The sequence below is a fragment of the Camelimonas sp. ID_303_24 genome (assembly GCF_053543495.1).
The window spans coordinates 134662-153666 of record NZ_JBLLJM010000003.1 but is presented as its reverse complement, the minus strand read 5'-3'; the positions used below and the strand labels follow the sequence as shown (position 1 = coordinate 153666).

The 19005-nt window shown below is 66.8% G+C and carries 18 protein-coding genes; 7 read left to right on the top strand and 11 right to left on the bottom strand.

The window, feature by feature from the left end:
* Window positions 1-108: 108 nt before the first annotated feature.
* The 4 genes from leuD to ACERNI_RS03720 form a co-directional block, all read right to left on the bottom strand.
* The gene (gene leuD / locus ACERNI_RS03735; protein ID WP_448831927.1) at window positions 109-717 is read right to left on the bottom strand and encodes a 3-isopropylmalate dehydratase small subunit; all 609 of its coding nucleotides are present in this window, start codon (window positions 715-717) and stop codon (window positions 109-111) included.
* A gap of 27 nt (window positions 718-744) precedes the next feature.
* Complete coding sequence (locus ACERNI_RS03730; protein ID WP_448832151.1) at window positions 745-1107, bottom strand: metallopeptidase family protein; 363 nt, start codon at window positions 1105-1107, stop codon at window positions 745-747.
* A gap of 101 nt (window positions 1108-1208) precedes the next feature.
* On the bottom strand, window positions 1209-2612 hold the full coding sequence (gene leuC / locus ACERNI_RS03725; RefSeq protein ID WP_448831926.1) for a 3-isopropylmalate dehydratase large subunit: 1404 nt from the start codon (window positions 2610-2612) through the stop codon (window positions 1209-1211).
* Window positions 2613-2842: 230 nt separating this feature from the next.
* Complete coding sequence (locus ACERNI_RS03720) at window positions 2843-2998, bottom strand: hypothetical protein (RefSeq protein WP_448831925.1); 156 nt, start codon at window positions 2996-2998, stop codon at window positions 2843-2845.
* Window positions 2999-3390: 392 nt separating this feature from the next.
* Between ACERNI_RS03720 and ACERNI_RS03715 the strand changes: the two genes are divergently transcribed.
* Window positions 3391-3795, top strand: coding sequence for a hypothetical protein (locus ACERNI_RS03715; protein WP_448831924.1), 405 nt, complete (start codon window positions 3391-3393; stop codon window positions 3793-3795).
* Window positions 3796-4153: 358 nt separating this feature from the next.
* On the opposite strand, the gene rplS is transcribed toward ACERNI_RS03715, so the two are convergent.
* Window positions 4154-4534: a 50S ribosomal protein L19 gene (gene rplS / locus ACERNI_RS03710; protein WP_448832150.1), complete on the bottom strand. Its 381-nt coding sequence runs from the start codon at window positions 4532-4534 to the stop codon at window positions 4154-4156.
* A gap of 286 nt (window positions 4535-4820) precedes the next feature.
* Here rplS and ACERNI_RS03705 point away from each other — a divergent pair, with 286 nt between their 5' ends.
* Entirely contained in the window at window positions 4821-6062 is a 1242-nt protein-coding gene (locus tag ACERNI_RS03705) for an aspartate kinase (protein ID WP_448831923.1), read from the top strand.
* A 75-nt stretch (window positions 6063-6137) separates the two neighbouring features.
* Here ACERNI_RS03705 and ACERNI_RS03700 read toward each other — a convergent pair whose 3' ends face one another.
* On the bottom strand, window positions 6138-6608 hold the full coding sequence (locus ACERNI_RS03700; RefSeq protein WP_448831922.1) for an Rrf2 family transcriptional regulator: 471 nt from the start codon (window positions 6606-6608) through the stop codon (window positions 6138-6140).
* Between the two features lie 237 nt (window positions 6609-6845).
* On the opposite strand from ACERNI_RS03700, the gene hmpA reads away from it, so the two are divergent.
* Window positions 6846-8054 (top strand): NO-inducible flavohemoprotein, encoded by a 1209-nt coding sequence (gene hmpA / locus ACERNI_RS03695; RefSeq protein WP_448831921.1) that lies wholly within the window; start codon window positions 6846-6848, stop codon window positions 8052-8054.
* Between the two features lie 273 nt (window positions 8055-8327).
* Here the strand turns inward: hmpA and ACERNI_RS03690 are convergent, their stop codons facing one another.
* A complete protein-coding gene (locus tag ACERNI_RS03690; RefSeq protein ID WP_448831920.1) occupies window positions 8328-10001 on the bottom strand; it encodes an AMP-binding protein in 1674 nt (557 codons plus the stop codon).
* Window positions 10002-10413: 412 nt separating this feature from the next.
* Between ACERNI_RS03690 and ACERNI_RS03685 the strand changes: the two genes are divergently transcribed.
* Together ACERNI_RS03685 and ACERNI_RS03680 are read left to right on the top strand one after the other, a co-directional pair.
* Window positions 10414-11607, top strand: a complete 1194-nt coding sequence (locus ACERNI_RS03685; protein WP_448831919.1) for an acyl-CoA dehydrogenase — start codon at window positions 10414-10416, stop codon at window positions 11605-11607.
* Between the two features lie 168 nt (window positions 11608-11775).
* Entirely contained in the window at window positions 11776-12954 is a 1179-nt protein-coding gene (locus ACERNI_RS03680; RefSeq protein WP_448831918.1) for a CaiB/BaiF CoA transferase family protein, read from the top strand.
* A gap of 26 nt (window positions 12955-12980) precedes the next feature.
* Here the strand turns inward: ACERNI_RS03680 and ACERNI_RS03675 are convergent, their stop codons facing one another.
* The 4 genes from ACERNI_RS03675 to ACERNI_RS03660 all read right to left on the bottom strand — a co-directional run bounded on the left by ACERNI_RS03675 (window position 12981) and on the right by ACERNI_RS03660 (window position 16012).
* A complete protein-coding gene (locus tag ACERNI_RS03675) occupies window positions 12981-13823 on the bottom strand; it encodes a DUF6159 family protein (RefSeq protein ID WP_448831917.1) in 843 nt (280 codons plus the stop codon).
* A gap of 239 nt (window positions 13824-14062) precedes the next feature.
* A complete protein-coding gene (locus ACERNI_RS03670; RefSeq protein ID WP_448831916.1) occupies window positions 14063-14650 on the bottom strand; it encodes a TIGR00645 family protein in 588 nt (195 codons plus the stop codon).
* A 176-nt stretch (window positions 14651-14826) separates the two neighbouring features.
* Window positions 14827-15729 carry a LysR family transcriptional regulator gene (locus ACERNI_RS03665; protein WP_448832149.1) on the bottom strand — a complete coding sequence of 301 codons (903 nt, stop codon included), beginning with the start codon at window positions 15727-15729 and terminating at the stop codon, window positions 14827-14829.
* Complete coding sequence (locus ACERNI_RS03660; protein WP_448831915.1) at window positions 15716-16012, bottom strand: hypothetical protein; 297 nt, start codon at window positions 16010-16012, stop codon at window positions 15716-15718. The genes ACERNI_RS03665 and ACERNI_RS03660 overlap by 14 nt, the downstream gene beginning before the upstream one ends.
* A gap of 86 nt (window positions 16013-16098) precedes the next feature.
* On the opposite strand from ACERNI_RS03660, the gene ACERNI_RS03655 reads away from it, so the two are divergent.
* Both ACERNI_RS03655 and ACERNI_RS03650 read left to right on the top strand, forming a co-directional pair.
* A complete protein-coding gene (locus ACERNI_RS03655) occupies window positions 16099-17595 on the top strand; it encodes a CoA-acylating methylmalonate-semialdehyde dehydrogenase (RefSeq protein WP_448831914.1) in 1497 nt (498 codons plus the stop codon).
* A 240-nt stretch (window positions 17596-17835) separates the two neighbouring features.
* Window positions 17836-18990 carry an isobutyryl-CoA dehydrogenase gene (locus tag ACERNI_RS03650; protein ID WP_448831913.1) on the top strand — a complete coding sequence of 385 codons (1155 nt, stop codon included), beginning with the start codon at window positions 17836-17838 and terminating at the stop codon, window positions 18988-18990.
* Window positions 18991-19005 lie beyond the last annotated feature (15 nt).

Genomic DNA, 19005 nt, shown 5'->3' with positions numbered 1-19005 from the left:
ACCTGTTCGCGCCGGCCGCGCCGGTTCGTCCGGCGATGCTTCTTGCAGGATCCAAAATAAAAACGCCCCCGGAAGGGGGCGTTTTTGCGTTTGGCGCTGGTTGCCGTCTTACAGCCAGGGGCGGTTGCCGGCGATGCGCTGCTCGTAGGCGTCGATGGCCGGGCCGCGCGCGTGCACGGTCTCGCCGATGTCGTCGAGGCCGTTCAGCAGCTTGTGCTTGCGCTGCGGGTCGATCTCGAACTTGACCACGCCGCCGTCGGGACCACGGATTTCCTGGGCTTCCAGATCGACGGTCAGGGTGGCGTTGGCGCCGCGATTGGCGTCATCGAACAGCTTGTCCAGGTCCTCGCGCGAGACGATCGCCGGCAGCAGGCCGTTGTTGAAGCAGTTATTGTAGAAAATGTCGGCGAACGACGTCGAGATGACGCAGCGGATGCCGTAGTCGACCAGCGCCCACGGGGCGTGCTCGCGCGAGGAGCCGCAGCCGAAATTGTCGCCGGCGACGAGGATGGTGGCCGCCTTGTAGCCCGGCTTGTTGAGCACGAAGTCCGGGTTGTCCGAGCCGTCCTCGTTGTAACGCATTTCCGAGAACAGGCCCGTGCCGAGGCCGGTGCGCTTGATGGTCTTCAGATACTGCTTGGGAATGATCATGTCGGTGTCGACATTGATGATTTCCAGCGGGGCGGCGACGCCCTCAAGCGTGGTGAATTTCTGCATGTCTGTTCTCCAGCCGCCCGCCAGCGCTCACGGCGCGTCGGCGGCGGCCTCGATGGCTTCCATGTCATCGTCCGAGAGGCCGAAATGGTGGCCGATCTCATGGACGAGGACGTGTGTGACGATGTCCCCGAGGGTTTCCTCATGCTCGGCCCAATAGTCGAGGATGGGCCGGCGGTAGAGGAACACCTGGTTGGGAAACTGCCCGGTGTTCTGGAACGCCCCGCCCTGGGCCAGCCCCAGACCGTGAAACAGTCCGAGCAGGTCGAACGGCGTTTCACAATCCATGGCGCGCATGGTGTCCTCGTCAGGAAAATCCATGACGCGGACCAGCACGCCGGCGCACATGTCGCGGAACTCCTGCGGCAGGGCGGCGAACGCATCGTCAGCCATCCGTTCGAAGTCGGCGATGGTGGGCGCGGTGAGGCTGGCGATCCGGGCGGGATCGCCGGCGCTTCCGTCGGCGGTGTCAGCGGCGGAAGCGCTCAAGGCTTTCAACCCCAGTCGCGGATGTCGACGAAGTGGCCCTCGATCGCGGCGGCGGCGGCCATGGCCGGCGACACCAGGTGAGTGCGGCCCTTGAAGCCCTGACGGCCCTCGAAATTACGGTTCGAGGTCGAGGCGCAGCGCTCATGCGGCGCCAGGCGGTCGGGGTTCATGGCCAGGCACATGGAGCAGCCCGGCTCGCGCCAGTCGAAGCCGGCGGCGATCAGGATCCTGTCGATGCCTTCCTGCTCGGCCTGCTGCTTCACCAGGCCGGAGCCCGGCACCACCATGGCGTTGACATTGGCGTGCACCTTCTTGCCCTCGACCATGCGGGCCACGGCGCGCAGGTCTTCGATGCGACCGTTGGTGCAGGAGCCGATGAACACGCGGTCGATGCCGATGTCGGTGATCTTCGTGCCAGCCTTCAGGCCCATGTATTCCAGGGCGCGATGCTTGGAGATGCGCTTGGCCTCGTCGGTGATCTGGTCCGGATCCGGCACCACGCCGGCCACCGAGATCACGTCCTCGGGGCTGGTGCCCCAGGAAACGATCGGCGGCAGGTTGGCGGCGTCGAGGCGGATCACCGAGTCAAAGTGCGCGCCCTCGTCGGTGCGCAGCGTTTCCCAGAAGCGCACGGCCTCGTCGAAGGCCGCGCCCTGCGGCGCCTTCGGCCGGCCGCGCAGATATTCCCAGGTCTTCTCGTCCGGCGCGATCAGGCCGGCGCGCGCGCCGCCCTCGATGCTCATGTTGCAGACCGTCATGCGGCCTTCCATGGACAGCTCGCGGATGGCCTGGCCAGCGTATTCCATGACATGGCCGGTGCCGCCGGCGGTGCCGATCTCGCCGATGATCGCCAGGATGATGTCCTTGGCGGTGACGCCAGCCGGCAGGCTGCCGTCCACCTGGACCAGCATGTTTTTGGCTTTTTTCTGGATCAGCGTCTGGGTGGCCAGCACGTGCTCGACCTCGGAGGTGCCGATGCCGTGCGCCAGGGCGCCGAAAGCGCCATGGGTGGAGGTGTGGCTGTCGCCGCAGACGATGGTCGTGCCGGGCAGGGTGAAGCCCTGCTCGGGGCCGATAATGTGCACCACGCCCTGGCGGACGTCGTGCTCGGAGTAATACTCAACGCCGAAGTCGCGGGCGTTCTGGGCCAGCGTCTCGATCTGGGTGGCGCTCTCTGGATCGGGGTTGGGCTTGGAGCGGTCGGACGTCGGCACGTTGTGGTCGACGACGGCCAGGGTCTTCTGCGGCGCGCGCACCTTGCGGCCCGAAACGCGCAGGCCCTCGAAGGCCTGGGGCGAGGTCACTTCGTGGACCAGGTGGCGGTCGATATACAGCAGGCTGGCGCCGTCTTCGCGGGTGTCGACCACGTGGTCGTCCCAGATCTTGTCGTACAGGGTGCGGGGAGCCATGGCAGGCCTCGTTGGTTCGGAAAAGCTGGCGCAATGGCGTGCGCCGGAATGCGGCCCCATCGTCATGGTGGGGGCCGCGCGTCATTCGCGGGGCTTGCGCAGTGGGTCCGGATGCGTGGCCGGGAGGTGGGCGCCAGTGACTGGCGGCACATGCGCCATGGCGTTGCATGGCGTCCGGCCCGCGCGGGTTGGCCCGCTGCGCGAGGCTGGCGGCGGGTGCGCCGCAAGCCTCAGCCGGTAAGCTCCGCCTGCACCGATGCGGTCATGCGGCCGAAAAAGCGGCCAGGCAGGCGCGTGTGATCATGCAGCAGGATGCTGCCCGGCTCATCGAGCCGCGCAACCGCCATTGCCCGCACATGGATGCGGCGCGGCGCAGTCGCTGTCATGATCGTCAGGGCGTCCATGGCCTGTTTGTAGCAAATCCAGTCTGCGGAAACAACGGCTGCCAGCGCAGGCGCTTCGCGCGCGCCATGCACGGGCGCAGCGGCGCAAAGCGCGCAGCGGCGCGGCGGGAGGAGTGGCGCATATACGGAGAAGCGGCGTGCGGGCGTCGCCTGGCAAGGGCTGCCCGCCCCGTGAAGCCGTCTGCCCCGTGAAGCCGTTGGGGGTGATGAGCTGGCAGTCGGGTGGCGGCGATTGACGGGCGCCCGCCGGCGCAGCAACACTGCGCCAGGCGTCGATGCGCCTGGTGTTCTGGCGCCTGGCGCTCTGGCCCTGGCCGCATGGCGCGGGCGTTGCGCCATGCTGGCGCGCGAAAAGTTGTCTGGGAGCGTTCCGAATGTTTGTGCTGCGCGCATTTCCGTTGCTGGCCCTGGTCGTGTTGGCCTGGAACAGCCTCGTCGTGTTCGGTTCGGCCACCGCCACCACCGTGGTCGGCCAGACAACGCTGCCGTCCGGGCGGCTGTGGCCGATCACCACCGGCGATGCCTTTGTGGTCGTCGCTTTCGCCCTGCTGTTCGTGGAAATCATCAGCGCCCGGGCGCGCACCTCGTCGCTGGTCAACCATGCGTTGTCGCTGATCGTTTTTCTCGTCTGCGCGGTCGAATTCCTGTTCGTGCCCAAATGCGGCGAAGCGGTGTTTCTGATCATCACGCTGATCGCCGCCATCGACGTGCTGTCCGGCTATTGCATCTCCATTCGCGCCGCCCGCTTCCGCCCGCTGGCCGACGAAGCCAGCGCGTAAGGCGAAGTCTGCCGGCGAGCGAAGTCTGCCGGCGGGCGCGGGATGCGGGCCGGACGGTGAGCCCGTCGCCGCGCGCCGTCGCGGCAGGCGTCTGGCCTGGCCTTGCCTTGCCTTGCCTAGCTTGGCCTTGTCTGGCCTGGCCTGGCGGGTAAAGCGCACCTCAGGTCATGCGGCCCTGGGCCAGGCGAACCCTGGGCCAGGCGAACCTTGGGCCAGGCGAACCTTGGGCCAACCGGGCCCCGGGCCAGCGGGACGCACCGGGCAATCCGGCAAAAATAAACCCGCCGTGCGGGCGCGCGGCGGGTGAAAGCGGGGCGCCGGAGGCCGGCGCCTGCCTTTAAGGCTTGCTTGTAAAGGCTTACTTGGCAGCCTTCGGGGCGCGCTCAACGCGCTCGGCGATACGGGCCGACTTGCCGCGACGGTCGCGCAGGTAATACAGCTTGGCGCGACGCACCTTGCCGCGACGGATCACCTTGATCGAGTCGATGATTGGCGAATACAGCGGGAACACGCGCTCGACGCCTTCGCCGTAGGAGATCTTGCGAACGGTGAAGCTCTGGTTGATGCCGCCGCCAGCGCGGGCGATGCAAACGCCTTCATAGGCCTGCACGCGGGAGCGCTCGCCTTCGCGAACCTTCACATTGATCTGCACGGTGTCGCCGGGCTCGAACTCCGGGAACTGGCGGTCGGCGGTGAGGCGGGCGATCTGTTCCTGATCGATCTGCTCGATAATGTTCATCATGTGCTCCTGCCGTGGCGACCATCGGGACGTCTGTTTTTGGGGCGCGGGTCCGGAAACCCGGCCGCATCAGGCGGCGTCCAACGAAGACCGCAAGCGTTTCGGCCACGCTGTTTTCAGTTGAAGCCGCGCCTTTACACCACGCGCGGCTGCCTGTCGAGTGCTTCTGGCGGGGCGGGGCGCATCCATTGACAGCGTCAATGCCGCTTCCTATACGCGCGGTTCTTTCCCCAGTTGGTCGCGCCGTCCGGCGGCGCGCGCCTCCCATCGAATGTGATTGAGAGCCATGGCCCGCCTGGTAATGAAGTTCGGCGGTACCTCCGTCGCGAATATCGAGCGCATCCGTAACGTCGCTCTCCATGTCAAACGGGAAGTGGAGGCTGGCAACGACGTCGCGGTTGTTGTCTCCGCCATGTCCGGCAAGACCAATGAGCTGGTCGCCTGGTGCCGCGAGGCCGCCCCGCTGTACGATCCGCGTGAATATGACGCGGTCGTCGCCTCGGGCGAGCTGATCACCGCCGGCCTGCTGGCCATCACCCTGCAGGGCATGGGCCAGCCGGCCCGCTCCTGGCAGGGCTGGCAGATTCCGATCCTGACCGACGGCGCCCATTCCTCGGCCCGCATATCCGGCATTGACGGATCGCGGCTGATCGAAGGCTTTGGCCGCGGCGAGGTTGCGGTGATCGCCGGCTTCCAGGGGCTGCATGAGGAGACCGGCCGCGTCACCACCCTGGGCCGCGGCGGCTCCGACACCAGCGCCGTCGCCGTCGCCGCCGCCATCGGCGCCGACCGGTGCGATATCTATACCGACGTGGATGGCGTCTACACGACCGATCCGCGCATTGTCAGCAAGGCGCGCCGGCTTGACCGCGTCTCCTTTGAGGAGATGCTGGAGATGGCGTCGCTTGGCGCGAAAGTTTTGCAGGTGCGTTCGGTCGAAGTGGCCATGGTGCACGGCGTGCGCACCTATGTGCGTTCGTCCTTCGACGATCCGGCCAATCCAGGCAGCGGCACGCTCATCTGCGACGAGGAGGAGATCTTGGAACAGCAGGTCGTCACCGGCATCGCCTATTCCCGGGACGAGGCGCAGATCACCCTGCGTCGCGTCGCCGACAAGCCGGGCGTCGCCGCCGATATTTTCGTGCCTCTGGCCGAAGCCAATATCAATGTCGACATGATCATTCAGGTCGTGTCGGGCGATAACGCCTACACCGACATCACCTTCACGGTGCCCGGCGCGGACTACGAACGCGCCCGCAAGATTCTTGATGGGCGCCGCGAGACCCTCGGCCTCACCGAGATCGAGGGCGCCACCGATGTGGTGAAGGTGTCGGCCATTGGCGTTGGCATGCGTAGCCATGCCGGCGTCGCGGCGCGCGCCTTCCGGGCGCTCGCCGACAAGGGCATCAACATCCGCGCCATCACCACGTCGGAGATCAAGTTCTCGGTGCTGATCGACACGGCCTACACCGAACTGGCGGTGCGCACGCTGCACACCCTGTATGGCCTCGACAAGGCTGAGGGCTGAAGGCTTCCAGAGCCGGACCTGGCCCGCTTCGGCAAGCCGGGCGGCGCTTTGCGCACTCTTGTGAAAAGACCCTGATTACGCCCCGGCGACCTGCCGGGGCGTTTTCTTTTGCGGTCTGGCCGGCGGGTCCACGCCGAGCAGCAGGCGCGCCATGTCGGCGCGTTTCGACAGCAGATCGGCGAGGGTGTAGCCGTCGAGCACCGCCAGGAACGCAGCCAGCGCCTCGCGCAGGGCGCTGGTGAGGCCGCAGGCCGGGGCGATGACGCAACTGCCGCAATCCACCAGGTCGAAGCTGTCCTCGGTGTGGCGGACCACTTCGCCGACATTGATGCCGGACGGATCGCGGGCCAGCCGCACGCCGCCGGCGCGCCCGCGCACGCTGGCCACATAGCCGGCGCGTCCCAGGTCGTTGACCACCTTCATCAGATGGTTCTGGGAGATGCGGTAGGCTCCGGCGATTTCGGCGATCGAGCACAGCCGCTCAGGCCGCGCGCCCAGATAGAGCAGCACGCGCATGGCGTAATCCGTGTAGCGCGTCAGTCGCATCGCCTTCGCCGTTCTTTATCCCTGCGCCAGACATGAACCGGGGCCAGATCTGGCGCCGCGCCGGCCGTCATGGCCTGTCCGTCATGGCCTGTCCCTGCGACAATTTGAAAGATGCATTTTCGTTGCATGATTTTCAATGGCGTGAATAGATGCATTTGCGATACATGATTATGCGTCGCGCGGCAGGCCGCCGGTTCGCGCGGCCTGGCGCGGCCAAACTGTTTCTGGAGCCCCAACATGCCACGGTCACTGAGTGAACGGACCATCGCCACGGTGAAGGCCACCGCGCCGGCGCTGGCTGTCCATGGTCTCGCCATTACCCGTGAAATGTACGCCAACATGTTCCGCAACCCGGCGATCCGCGACCTGTTCAACCAGTCGCACCACGGCGACAACGGTTCGCAGCCGCAGGCGCTCGCCGGGGCGATCCTCGCCTACGCCCAGAACATCGATAATCTGGAAGCGCTGACCGGCGCCGTGGAGCGCATCGCCCAGAAGCACGTCGGCCTGCAAATCCTGCCGGAGCATTATCCTTACGTCGCCGACGCCCTGCTGGCCGCCATCCGGACCGTGCTTGGCGAAGCCGCCACCGATGACATCATGACCGCGTGGGGCGAGGCCTACTGGTTCCTGGCGGACGTGCTGATCGAACGCGAGCAGACGATCTACAAGGAAATCGCCGGCGCGACCGGCGGCTGGAACGGCTGGCGCGATTTTGTCGTCGCCGACATCATCCGCGAAAGCAGCATCATCAATTCCTTCGTGCTGCGCCCGGCCGACGGCGGTCCGGTCGTGCGGCAGAAGCCTGGCCAGTATCTCACCCTCTGGCTCAGCATTCCCGGCCAGCCGCCCCTGAAGCGCAACTACACGGTGTCGGCCGCCTCCGATGGCGCCAGCTACCGCATCACCGTCAAGCGTGAGCCGCGCGGTCTCGCCTCGCGCTGGCTGCATGACCGGATCAGGGTTGGCGACAGCCTCAAGGTTGGCGCGCCAGCCGGCGATTTCTATCTGCAGCCCGGCGACAAGCCCGTGGTGCTGCTGTCCGGCGGCGTCGGCCTGACGCCGATGGTGGCGATGCTGGAAAGCCTGGCGGCGCAGGGCGCAAGGCGCAAGGTGCTGTTCGCCCACGGCGCCTTTGATGCGTCCGCCCAGGCCATGGCCGCCCATGTGCGCGAGCTGGTGGCGAAATTGCCAGGCGGCGAGGCGGTGTTCTTCCATGAGGCGCCGAGCCCCGCGTCAACGCCGGGCGGCGATTTCGATGAGGAGGGCGTGATCTCCGCCGACTGGCTGAAGCGCCAGACGCCGGTCGCCGACGCCGACTATTACATCTGTGGACCGCGTCCGATGCTGCGCGACATCATCGCCGCCCTGGTGGCGGCGGGCGTGCCGGCAGGCCGCATCCATTATGAGTTCTTTGGCCCTGCCGACGAGGCGCTGGCGGCGTAGCCGCAGCAGGCTCCGGATCGGCCAGGGAATGTCCTGGGGGGCTGTTCCTGGCCGGGTCGAAGAAAGAAGGCGCGCTCGGGGGAGCGCGCCTTCAACCGTTTATGGGGGGGCTCTGGCCTGGCCTGCGGGCCGCGGTGCTCCGGCGGATGGCGACGGCCCAGCCCGCTCAGGTTGAGCCGCTCAGGTTGCGCGCCGGAAAAAGAGGCCTGGACCGCCAGGAGAGCTTTGCCCCAGGCGGAAACCCGTGCGGAAACCGGCCCCCAACCTCCCGCGTTACGCCTGAATGCCGGCGTCCTTCTGCTTCGCCACTTCAGCGGCGCGCAGGATAAAGCGCTGCACCTTGCCGCTCGGCGTCTTCGGCAGCTCCGTGACGAAGTCGATCTCGCGGGGGTAGGAGTGGGCCGACAGGCGCTTGCGCACATGCTGGGCCAGTTCGTCGCGCAGGGCGTCCGTGCCCTCGATGCCCGGCTTCAGGATGATGAAGGCCTTGACCAGTTCGGTGCGCTCCGGGTCCGGCTTGCCGATCACCGCCACGTCGGCCACCGCCGGATGCTCGATCAGCGCGCTCTCCACATCGAACGGGCCGATGCGGTAACCCGACGAGGTGATGACGTCGTCGGCGCGGCCAAAGAAGCTGATGGTGCCGTCGGCGTTGACCTCGGCGGTGTCGCCGGTGCGGTAATAACGCTGGCCGGCTGGCAGCGGATCGCGCCCCCAATAGCCGTTGAACACCAGCAGCGGCGAGTTCTGGCGGTCGATGGCCAGCTCGCCCTGCTGCTCGCGCGCCAGTTCGTTGTTGTCCTGGTCGATCACCACGATGCGGTAGCCGGGCAGGGCGAAGCCTGCGGCGCCCTCATGCACCGGATGGGTCAGGGCGTGGTGGTTGCACAGCACCATGCCGGTTTCGGTCTGGCCATAATGGTCGCGGATCGGCGCGTCGAGCGCCCGGTCGAACCAGCGGATCACCTCGGCGTTGAGCGGCTCGCCGGCGGATGACACGGCGCGCAATTGCCCCTTCACCGGCGCGGCCACCTGGTCGCCGGCCGCCATCAGCAGGCGGTAGGCGGTGGGAGCGCCGGCCAGATTGGTGATGCCGTACTGCTTCAGCACGCGGTAGAAATTCTCCACCGTGAAGGCGTCTTCGCTGTACAGGGTGGTCTGGCCCATCAGCAGCGGCGTCGTCGCAGCGTAATACAGGCCATAGGCCCAGCCCGGGTCGGCGATGTTCCAGAATTTGTCGTCAGGACGTAGGTCCACCGAGTAGCGCATGTAGGCCAGGAAGCCGGTCAGCGCGAACATCGGCACGCGCACGCCCTTGGGCTTGCCGGTGGTGCCGGAGGTGAACAGCATCATGATCAGGTCGTCGCGGCCGAGCGGGACCGGGGCGAAATCATCCGTCCCCTTCGCCATCTCGGTCTCGAAGTCGAGGTCGCCGGCGTCGATGGCCTGCTGGCCGCCGCCGATGACGACGATCTTCGGCATGTTGTCGGCGCCGTCCAGCTTGGGCCGGTTGACCGCGTCGGTCACCACCAGCTTCGCTTCCGAGCCGTGCACGCGGCTTTCAACGGCCTTCGGCCCGAAGGCGGTGAACAGCGGCACGTAAACCGCGCCGGCGCGCCAGGCGCCCAGCAGCACGACCAGCATGTCTGGCGTGCGCGGCATCATGGCGGCGATGCGGTCGCCCTTGCCAATGCCCTGACGCTTCAGCAGGTGGGCGAAACGGGCGGCGCGTTTCTTCAGGTCGGCGTAGGTGGTCTGCGTCGTGACGCCGGCCCTGTCATGAATCAGGGCGACGCGGTCGCCATCGGCCCAGCGGTCGCAGCAGGCGACGCTGGCGTTGACCACGTCAGCCCCGGCGGTCACGTCCCGCCACAGGTCCTCCGCGTTGAAGCTTTTCATGAAGTCCAGGTACTCGACCGGGGTCGCAGGGCTGGTGGCTGCAGACATGAATATCTCCCGTTGGCCCATCGCCGCGCGCATGCGGCGGGGCGCCGTCACGGGTCAGCGCGCCGGGCGAAGGATCGCCGGAGCGGGTTTGCGCCATCGCCATGATGTCCGGGCGCGGCCGCCGCTTCAACTGAAGGGCGCGCTTGCCCGCGCTTCGCCATGCGGGCTCGCCCGCCGGCGCGGCATGATCTGGCTGCATGCCCCTTGCGCTTCCGTAACAGGCGTGGACTGCCACGTGTTCCGTCAGATGACAACCATTCCTTTTCTCATCAAATGGTTGGGGGCGGCGATTTGTCCGCTCCACGGACATGGTGGCTCCCGCCCAGGCCGCAGTTGCTCTATGGCTGTGGACGCAACAAGGTATGCAGCCCCCGCGATTGCTGAGGGCGGGGCAAGTGACGGGAGCGGAGACATGGCTGGAACTTCTGGCGCGGCGTTTAACTGGGAGGACCCGTTCCTTCTCGACGGCCTGCTGACGGACGATGAGCGCATGATTCGCGATAGCGCCCGCGCCTACGCCCAGGAGCAGCTGCTGCCGCGCGTCATCGACGCTTATGCCCATGAACGCACCGACCGCGAAATCTTCAACGAAATGGGCGCGCTCGGCCTGCTCGGCGTCACCTTGCCGGAGGACTATGGCTGCGCCGGCGCGTCATATGTCGCCTATGGCCTCGTCGCCCGCGAGGTGGAGCGCATCGATTCCGGCTACCGCTCGATGATGAGCGTGCAGTCGTCGCTGGTGATGTACCCGATCTACGCCTATGGCTCGGAGGCGCAGCGCAAGAAATATCTGCCGAAGCTGGCGAGCGGCGAATGGGTCGGCTGCTTCGGCCTCACCGAGCCGGACGCCGGCTCCGATCCGGGCGGCATGAAGACCCGGGCGGAGAAGATCGACGGCGGCTACCGCCTCAATGGCTCCAAGATGTGGATCTCCAACGCGCCGATCGCCGACGTGTTCGTGGTCTGGGCCAAATCCGCCGCCCATGGCGGCGAAATTCGCGGCTTCGTGCTGGAGAAGGGCATGAAGGGCCTTTCCGCGCCGAAGATCGAGGGCAAGCTCTCCTTGCGCGCCTCGATCACCGGCGAGGTGGTGATGGACAATGTGGAGGTGGGCGAGGAGGCCCTGTTGCCCAATGTTTCCGGTCTCAAGGGCCCGTTCGGCTGTCTGAACCGCGCCCGTTACGGCATTTCCTGGGGCGCCATGGGCGCCGCCGAGGACTGCTGGCATCGCGCCCGCGCCTATACGCTGGACCGCAAACAGTTCGGCCGGCCGCTGGCCGCGACCCAGTTGGTGCAGAAGAAGCTGGCCGACATGCAGACGGAAATCTCGCTTGGCCTGCTGGCCTCCTGGCGCGTCGGCAAGCTGTTCGATGCGGGCGAGATGGCGCCGGAGATGATCTCGATCGTCAAGCGCAACAATTGCGGCAAGGCGCTCGACATCGCCCGCGTCGCCCGCGACATGCACGGCGGCAATGGCATCCACCAGGAGTTCCACGTCATGCGCCACGCCCAGAACCTGGAGACGGTCAACACCTATGAGGGCACGCACGACGTGCACGCGCTGATCCTCGGCCGCGCCCAGACCGGCTTGCAGGCGTTCTTCTGATCCTCAACCTGCGCGCTGGTTGCGGGGCCGCGACCCTGCGGCCGACGCGCTCAGGGCGCGTTGCGCCCGGACGTGGCGTCCGGGCGATCCGGATGCGCCTGAACCAGACAAACCGGGGCATGACGCGCCGCAGACTGGCGCCGTCATGCGTCCATGATGGAGGGCCTGATGGCTCCGCAACCATTGAAGGGTGTGCGCGTGCTCGAACTGGCGCGCGTTCTGGCAGGTCCATGGGCCGGGCAGCAACTGGCTGATCTCGGCGCCGATGTGGTGAAGGTTGAGCGCGCCGGCGTCGGCGACGACACCCGGCAATGGGGCCCGCCCTTCATCGAAGCCGCAGACGGCGGCAACCTGTCGGCGGCCTATTACCATGCCGCCAACCGCGGCAAGCGCTCGATCGCCGTGGATTTCGAGGATCCGGAAGGTCAGGCGCTGGTGCGCCGGCTGGCGGCGCACGCCGATATCGTCATCGAGAACTTCAAGGTTGGCGGCCTTGTCAAATACGGGCTCGATCACGCCAGCCTGCGCGCCGACCACCCCGAGCTGATCTGGTGCTCCATCACCGGCTTTGGCCAGGATGGGCCCTATGCGCCGCGCCCGGGCTATGACTTTATGATCCAGGGGTTGGGCGGCGCCATGTCGCTCACCGGCGATCCCCAAGGCGAGCCGGTGAAGGCGGGTCTCGCCATCGCCGATCTTTTCACCGGCATGTACGCCACGGTCGCCATCCTGGCGGCGTTGCAGGGGCGGCGCGCCAGCGGGGTCGGCTGCCACATCGACATGGCGCTGCTGGATACGCAGGTGGCGGTGCTGTCCAACCAGGCCATGAACTACCTGGTCTCCGGTGAGAATCCGGCCCGCGTTGGCAACGCCCACGTCAATGTGGCGCCCTACCAGGTGTTTCCGGCGGCTGACGGCCATTTCATCATCGCCTCGGGCACCGATCACCAGTTCGCGCATATCTGCCAGGCGCTGGGCGCGCCGGAGTTGATTGATGATCCGCGCTTTCTGAAGAACGCCGACCGCATTCGCCATCGCGAAGAACTGGCGGCGCTGCTGGCGGACCGCACGAAGACCTTCGCCCGCGACGACATTCTGGCGAAACTGACGAAGGCCGGCGTGCCGGTCGGGCCGATCAACCGCCTCAACGACGTGTTCGCGGATCCGCAGGTGCTGCATCGCGGCCTGCGCATTGATCTGCCGCACGCCCATGCGGCGGGCGGCTCGGTGCCGGCGGTGCGCTCGCCAATCGTCATGGATGGTGAGCCGGTGGTGGCGTTGCGGGCCTCGCCAGAGCTCGGCGCCGACGGCGAGGCCATCCTCGCCGATCCGGCCTGGGTCGGCTGACGCCGCCCTGTCGGGTCCTTTGCGGCTCAGGCGCCCTTCGGCGCGAAGGCGTGGGCGAGGGCCTGGCTGTCAAGCGGGCCAAAGCCCTGGCCGGACGTGGCGTAGCGGTATAGCGCTGCGGAATAGATGCCCGACAGCGCCACCTGCACCGTGGCCAGCAGGCCCCAGCTAATAAACATCAGGGCGACGACGAACAGGCCGCCTCCCGCCTGGTCACTGGCGAACAGCCTGATGGCGAAGAACAGGCCGGCCACGAAGACACAGGCGTGCAGCAGGAAGAAGATGAAGCCGATGCTGGCCGCGCCCACGACGCTTTCGCCCCAGGTGCGGCGGAACAGCGTCGCGCTCTCCTTCACCGCCTCCACCGGGCCGAGGTCGCGCATCACCAGCACCGGAATGATCAGGAATGACGCGAGGCCCCAGGCGACGCCGGCAAGGCTGGCGCCGATGGAGCCGGGGGCGCCCGCCTTTTCGGCGATGAAGCGCAGCAGCACGCCCACCGTGGCGGCGATGACGGCGTAACCCAAAATCTGTCGCCATTTGCCGGCGGCGAAGCTCAGGCCAGAGCGCACGTCGGCGTCTTCGCCCGCCAGGCGGCGCATTACCGTGGCGACCAGCGCCACCGAGAAAAAGCTGCCGGTGAAATAGGTGGCGACGTAAAAGATGAACAGCGCCGCGTAGAACAGCGCCGTGCTGTCGCCGTCCTGACCGGACGGGCTGTTCCAGATCATGGCCATGAACAGCGGCGCGATGAAGATGAGCGCCACCAGCGCCACGCAGATGAAGCCCAGCAGCGGAAACAGCAGCAGGCCGGGCTCGGCTTTCAGAATCTGGAGGCACGCCGTCAGCATGGTCCAGCTGTTGCGCATGCGCTGTCCGAAACCCATTTCGTCCCCCCGCCTGTTTGCCGCACGCCTTTCAAGACGCGGCGTCAGCACTGTCCGCAATGATCCTGTGTCGCGCAAGGCGCTGACGTGGTTCATTCCGTTGCCTGGCCAGCCCGCGCCCGGGCGTCGCGCCAACAAAAAAGGCGCGGTCAAACCCGCGCCTTCTGGTCCCTGGCTGGCCCTGGCCGGCATGACGCCGGCCTTGCGCCGTGACGTTGCCGTCAGTGGTCTTCCTCGTGATGCGATGGCGGGTTGCTGATGCGGTCGACATAAGCGATGCCGATGGCCGAGAGGATGAACACCACGTGGATCACCGTCTGCAGGATGACGCCGGTTTCGGTATAATTCGACTTGCCGGGGACGCCCAGATTGCCCGCCTCGATGAAGGTGCGCAGCAGGTGGATCGACGAAATGCCGATGATCGCCATGGCCAGCTTGATCTTCAGCACGCTGGCGTTGACGTGGTCGAGCCATTCCGGCTGGTCCGGATGACCTTCCAGCTTCAGGCGCGACACGAAGGTCTCATAGCCGCCGATAATCACCATCATCAGCAGGTTGGAGATCATCACCACGTCGATCAGGCCGAGCACTACCAGCATGATCTGCTGCTCGGAGAAGTCGAAGGCGTGCACCACGAGGTGCCACAGTTCCTTCAGGAACAGGAAGGCATAGACAGCCTGGGCGACAATCAGGCCGAGATACAGCGGCAACTGCAACCAGCGCGAACTGAAGATCAGGGTTGGCAGCAGGCCCAGCCGTCGCCGGGCGAACACAGGGGGGGCGGAGGTCGGTTCATCAGAACTGGCCATGAATAACTCGCGACAGATGCAGGGAAGAAACCGCCGCCATGACGGCGCGGCGCGGATGCGCCCACAAATGGGGATGTGACGCGGGCCGGGCAAGAGGAAACCGCGCATTTCATCGCGCGGGGCTCCCGCAACAGCAGCTCCTGTGTCGAACAGGCGTCGGCCGTCCCCCGGGCGCCTCAGGGGGCGCCAGGTTGCAGCACGGCGCGGGCGGCGCGGGTTTCGCGCACCAGAAAATCCATGGTGGCGCGGATGCGGGCCACGTCGCGCAGGTCGGCGTGGACGATCAGCCAGAACGAGCGGGTGAGACTGACCGCCTCCGGCAGCACCCGCCGCAGGCGCGCGCCATCCGCCATGAAGCGCGGCAGCACGCAGACGCCGGCCCCCGCCTCCGTCGCCGCCAGCTGGGCGAGGATGCTGGAGCTCTGGATGCGCGGCCGCAGCCCCTTGGCGACCTCGTCCAGATAGTCCAGCTCCGGCGTATAGATCAGATCGTCGATGTAGCCGACGATGCGGTGCTCAAACAGGTCCTGCGGCGCGCGCACCGGCGGCGCGGCGTCGAGATAGGCCGGGGCGGCGTAGAGGGCGAGGTCGTAATCCGCCAGCTTGCGGGCGACGATCCGGCCTTCGCGCGGCGGATTGAGCGACACGGCGATGTCCGCCTCCCGCTTCGACAGCGAGGGAATGCGCGACATGGCCACCAGCTGGATGTCCAGCTCCGGGTAGCGCTCGGCCAGGGCGCCGATGCGCGGCGCCAGGAAGATGGAGCCGAAACCGTCCGGGGCGCCGACGCGCACCGCGCCGGACAGGGTGAGGTCGGCGCCGCCGATTTCGCTTTGCGCCGCCAGGGCCTGGGTTTCGATGGCCTCGGCATTGGCCAGCAACTGCTCGCCCTGCGCCGTGAGCTGGTAGCCGTGCGGGCGCCGCTCAAACAGCTTGGCTTTCAGCGCCGTTTCCAGCGAGGTGATGCGGCGCGACACCGTGGCGTGATCGGCGCCGAGCCGGCGCGCAGCCACCGTCAGCCGCCCGGCCCGGGCGACGGAGAGAAAATAGCGCAGGTCATCCCAGTCAAACCTGTTCATCACTGCAGCCCGCCTCCATCGCATGTATGTGCATTTCTGCACCAAAGCCATTCATAAACGCATATAGCCGTGCGCAATTGTTAATGATACCCAAAGGCGGTTTTCGCGTCCGGTGATGTTGTTGCGGCGGAGTTTCAATCAGATTTCGCGCTGGAACGACACGCGCCGGGCGGCGCCAAATTGCATCAGGGCGCAAGCCGGACAACAATCCCCGGCGCGTGCTCTGGAGCGAAATGCGGCCGCTCTGGCTGAAATTTTGCTCCATCATTTTGATATGATGCATTTTCCTCGCGCAAAATGATCGTTTTGGCGGGAAAATGCGCTGGAGACCGGGCGCCCGCGAGCCGGGCGGCAACTGGAGAGGGTCGCATGCACACCTATGGCCATTTTATCGGCGGCAAGCACGTCGCCGGCGCCTCGGGACGTTTCGCTGACGTTTATGAGCCGATGACCGGCGAAGTGAAGGCGAAGGTCGCCCTCGCCAGCAAGGCGGAGCTGCGCGCCGCCGTGGAGAACGCCCGGGAAGCCCAGATCGCCTGGGGCGCCACCAACCCGCAGCGCCGCGCCCGCGTGCTGATGAAGTTCCTTGAGCTGGCGCAGGCCGATTACGACAACCTCGCCGAGTTGCTCGCCCGCGAGCACGGCAAGACCATTCCCGACGCCAAGGGCGACATCCAGCGCGGCCTGGAAGTGGTGGAGTTCGCCATCGGCGTGCCGCACCTGATGAAGGGCGAGTACACCGAGGGCGCTGGCCCGAACATCGACATCTACTCGATGCGCCAGCCGCTCGGCGTCGTCGCCGGCATCACGCCGTTCAACTTCCCGGCGATGATCCCGATGTGGAAGTTCGCCCCGGCAATCGCCTGCGGCAACGCCTTCATCCTGAAGCCGTCCGAGCGTGATCCGGGCGTGCCGATGCGCCTCGCCGAGCTGATGCTGGAAGCTGGCCTGCCAGCTGGCGTGCTCAATGTCGTCAATGGCGACAAGGAGTCGGTTGACGCCATCCTCCAGGACCCGGACATCAAGGCCGTTGGCTTCGTTGGTTCGTCGTCGATCGCCGAATACATCTACCAGGGCTGCGCCGCCACCGGCAAGCGCGCCCAGTGCTTCGGCGGCGCCAAGAACCACGCCATCATCATGCCGGACGCCGACCTCGACCAGACCGTCGACGCCCTGATCGGCGCCGGTTACGGCTCGGCCGGCGAGCGCTGCATGGCCATTTCGGTTGCCGTTCCGGTTGGCCAGGCCACCGCTGACCGCCTGATGGAAAAGCTGATCCCGCGCGTCGAGGCGCTGCGCGTCGGCCCGTCCACCGACCTGACCGCCGACTACGGCCCGCTGGTGACCCGCGACGCGCTGGAGCGCGTGAAGGGCTACGTGCAGGCTGGCATTGACGAGGGCGCGAAGCTGGTCGTCGACGGCCGCGACTTCAAGCTCCAGGGCTATGAGAACGGCTTCTACATGGGCGGCTGCCTTTTCGACCACGTGACCCCGGACATGAAGATCTACAAGGAAGAGATCTTCGGCCCGGTGCTCTCGGTGGTGCGCGCGAAGGATTATGACGAGGCCCTGCGCCTGCCGTCCGAGCACGAGTACGGCAATGGCGTCGCCATCTTCACCCGCGACGGCGACGCCGCCCGCGACTTCGCGGCGAAGGTCAATGTCGGCATGGTCGGCATCAACGTGCCGATCCCGGTTCCGATCGCCTACTACACCTTCGGCGGCTGGAAGCGCTCGGGCTACGGCGACCTGAACCAGCACGGCCCGGATTCGATCCGCTTCTACACCAAGACCAAGACGGTGACCTCGCGCTGGCCGTCCGGCGTCAAGGAAGGCGCCGAGTTCGTCATCCCGACGATGGATTGATCGCGTTGCGCCCCGGCGGTTTCCGCCGGGGCGCAAATGCACGAAGCGCGGCCGGGCGGGGCGTACCCGCCTCGCCCGGCCAGATGGGCGCCGCGCGGGAACCAGCGCGGCGCGCGCGTGGAAAAGCGCCAGTTCAGGACGACAGGGGCTCCGCTTCAGGTTGGCGGAACTGGCCTCAATGACCCCGGCGCGTCAGCAACAGGTTTTGGGCAGGGAACGGGGAAGAGGGAACGGGGACGCATGAGCCAGAGCACGCCATTTTTCGCCCTCTCGGAAGATCACGTCGCCATCCGCGACATGGCCCGCGCCTTCGCCAGCGAGCAGATCGCGCCGCACGCCCTGGAGTGGGACGAGAAAAAACACTTCCCGGTCGCGCAGATGCGCGCCGCGGCCGCTTTGGGCATGGGCGGCGTCTATATCCGCGAGGACGTCGGCGGCTCCGGGCTGACCCGGCTTGATTCCGCGCTGATCTTCGAGGCGATGTCCACCGGCTGCCCGGCCGTCGCCGCCTTCATTTCCATCCACAACATGGCCTCGTGGATGATCGACACCTGGGGTTCGGAAAGCCAGCGCATGCAATGGCTGCCGAAGCTCACCACCATGGAATGGATGGCCAGCTACTGCCTCACCGAGGCGGGCGCCGGCTCCGACGCCGCCGCGCTGGCGACGAAGGCCGTGCGCGATGGCGACGACTACATCCTGAACGGCTCGAAGCAGTTCATCTCCGGCGCCGGCGACACCGACGTTTACGTGGTGATGGTCCGCACCGGCGGCGAGGGGGCCAAAGGCGTCTCCACCCTGGTGATTCCGAAGGATGCGCCCGGCCTGTCGTTCGGGGCCAATGAGCGCAAGATGGGCTGGAACGCCCAGCCGACCCGTCAGGTGATCTTCGACAACGCCCGCGTGCCCGTGGCCAACCGTCTTGGCCAGGAAGGCGACGGCTTCAAGATCGCCATGGCTGGCCTCGACGGCGGCCGCCTCAACATCGCTGCCTGTTCGCTTGGCGGCGCCCAGGCGGCGCTGGAGAAGTCGCTGGCCTACATGAACGAGCGCAAGGCCTTCGGCAAACGCCTCGACGAGTTCCAGGCCCTGCAGTTCCGCATCGCCGACATGGCCATCGAGCTTGAGGCCGCCCGCAGCTTCCTGTGGCGCGCCGCCGCCGCCCTCGACCGCAAGGAGCCGGAGGCAACGAAGTTGTGCGCCATGGCCAAGCGCTTCGTCACCGACGCCTGCTTCAACGTGGCCAATGAGGCGCTGCAACTGCACGGCGGCTACGGCTATCTGCACGAGTATGGCGTTGAAAAAATCGTCCGCGACCTGCGCGTGCACCAGATTCTCGAAGGCACCAACGAGATCATGCGGGTGATCGTCGCCCGCGCCCTGGTGGGCCGCTAGAGCATTTTCAAGAAA

Coding starts and splice junctions, on each gene's coding strand:
- ACERNI_RS03705 (WP_448831923.1), top strand. CDS start 4,821: ATGGCCCGCCTGGTAATGAAGTTCGGCGGTACCTCCGTCGCGAATATC.
- ACERNI_RS03670 (WP_448831916.1), bottom strand. CDS start 14,650: ATGGCCAGTTCTGATGAACCGACCTCCGCCCCCCCTGTGTTCGCCCGG.
- rplS (WP_448832150.1), bottom strand. CDS start 4,534: ATGAACATTATCGAGCAGATCGATCAGGAACAGATCGCCCGCCTCACC.
- leuC (WP_448831926.1), bottom strand. CDS start 2,612: ATGGCTCCCCGCACCCTGTACGACAAGATCTGGGACGACCACGTGGTC.
- ACERNI_RS03655 (WP_448831914.1), top strand. CDS start 16,099: ATGCACACCTATGGCCATTTTATCGGCGGCAAGCACGTCGCCGGCGCC.
- ACERNI_RS03690 (WP_448831920.1), bottom strand. CDS start 10,001: ATGTCTGCAGCCACCAGCCCTGCGACCCCGGTCGAGTACCTGGACTTC.
- ACERNI_RS03680 (WP_448831918.1), top strand. CDS start 11,776: ATGGCTCCGCAACCATTGAAGGGTGTGCGCGTGCTCGAACTGGCGCGC.
- ACERNI_RS03660 (WP_448831915.1), bottom strand. CDS start 16,012: ATGCATCATATCAAAATGATGGAGCAAAATTTCAGCCAGAGCGGCCGC.
- ACERNI_RS03675 (WP_448831917.1), bottom strand. CDS start 13,823: ATGCGCAACAGCTGGACCATGCTGACGGCGTGCCTCCAGATTCTGAAA.
- leuD (WP_448831927.1), bottom strand. CDS start 717: ATGCAGAAATTCACCACGCTTGAGGGCGTCGCCGCCCCGCTGGAAATC.
- ACERNI_RS03700 (WP_448831922.1), bottom strand. CDS start 6,608: ATGCGACTGACGCGCTACACGGATTACGCCATGCGCGTGCTGCTCTAT.
- ACERNI_RS03665 (WP_448832149.1), bottom strand. CDS start 15,729: ATGAACAGGTTTGACTGGGATGACCTGCGCTATTTTCTCTCCGTCGCC.
- ACERNI_RS03715 (WP_448831924.1), top strand. CDS start 3,391: ATGTTTGTGCTGCGCGCATTTCCGTTGCTGGCCCTGGTCGTGTTGGCC.
- ACERNI_RS03720 (WP_448831925.1), bottom strand. CDS start 2,998: ATGACAGCGACTGCGCCGCGCCGCATCCATGTGCGGGCAATGGCGGTT.
- ACERNI_RS03730 (WP_448832151.1), bottom strand. CDS start 1,107: ATGGCTGACGATGCGTTCGCCGCCCTGCCGCAGGAGTTCCGCGACATG.
- hmpA (WP_448831921.1), top strand. CDS start 6,846: ATGCCACGGTCACTGAGTGAACGGACCATCGCCACGGTGAAGGCCACC.
- ACERNI_RS03685 (WP_448831919.1), top strand. CDS start 10,414: ATGGCTGGAACTTCTGGCGCGGCGTTTAACTGGGAGGACCCGTTCCTT.
- ACERNI_RS03650 (WP_448831913.1), top strand. CDS start 17,836: ATGAGCCAGAGCACGCCATTTTTCGCCCTCTCGGAAGATCACGTCGCC.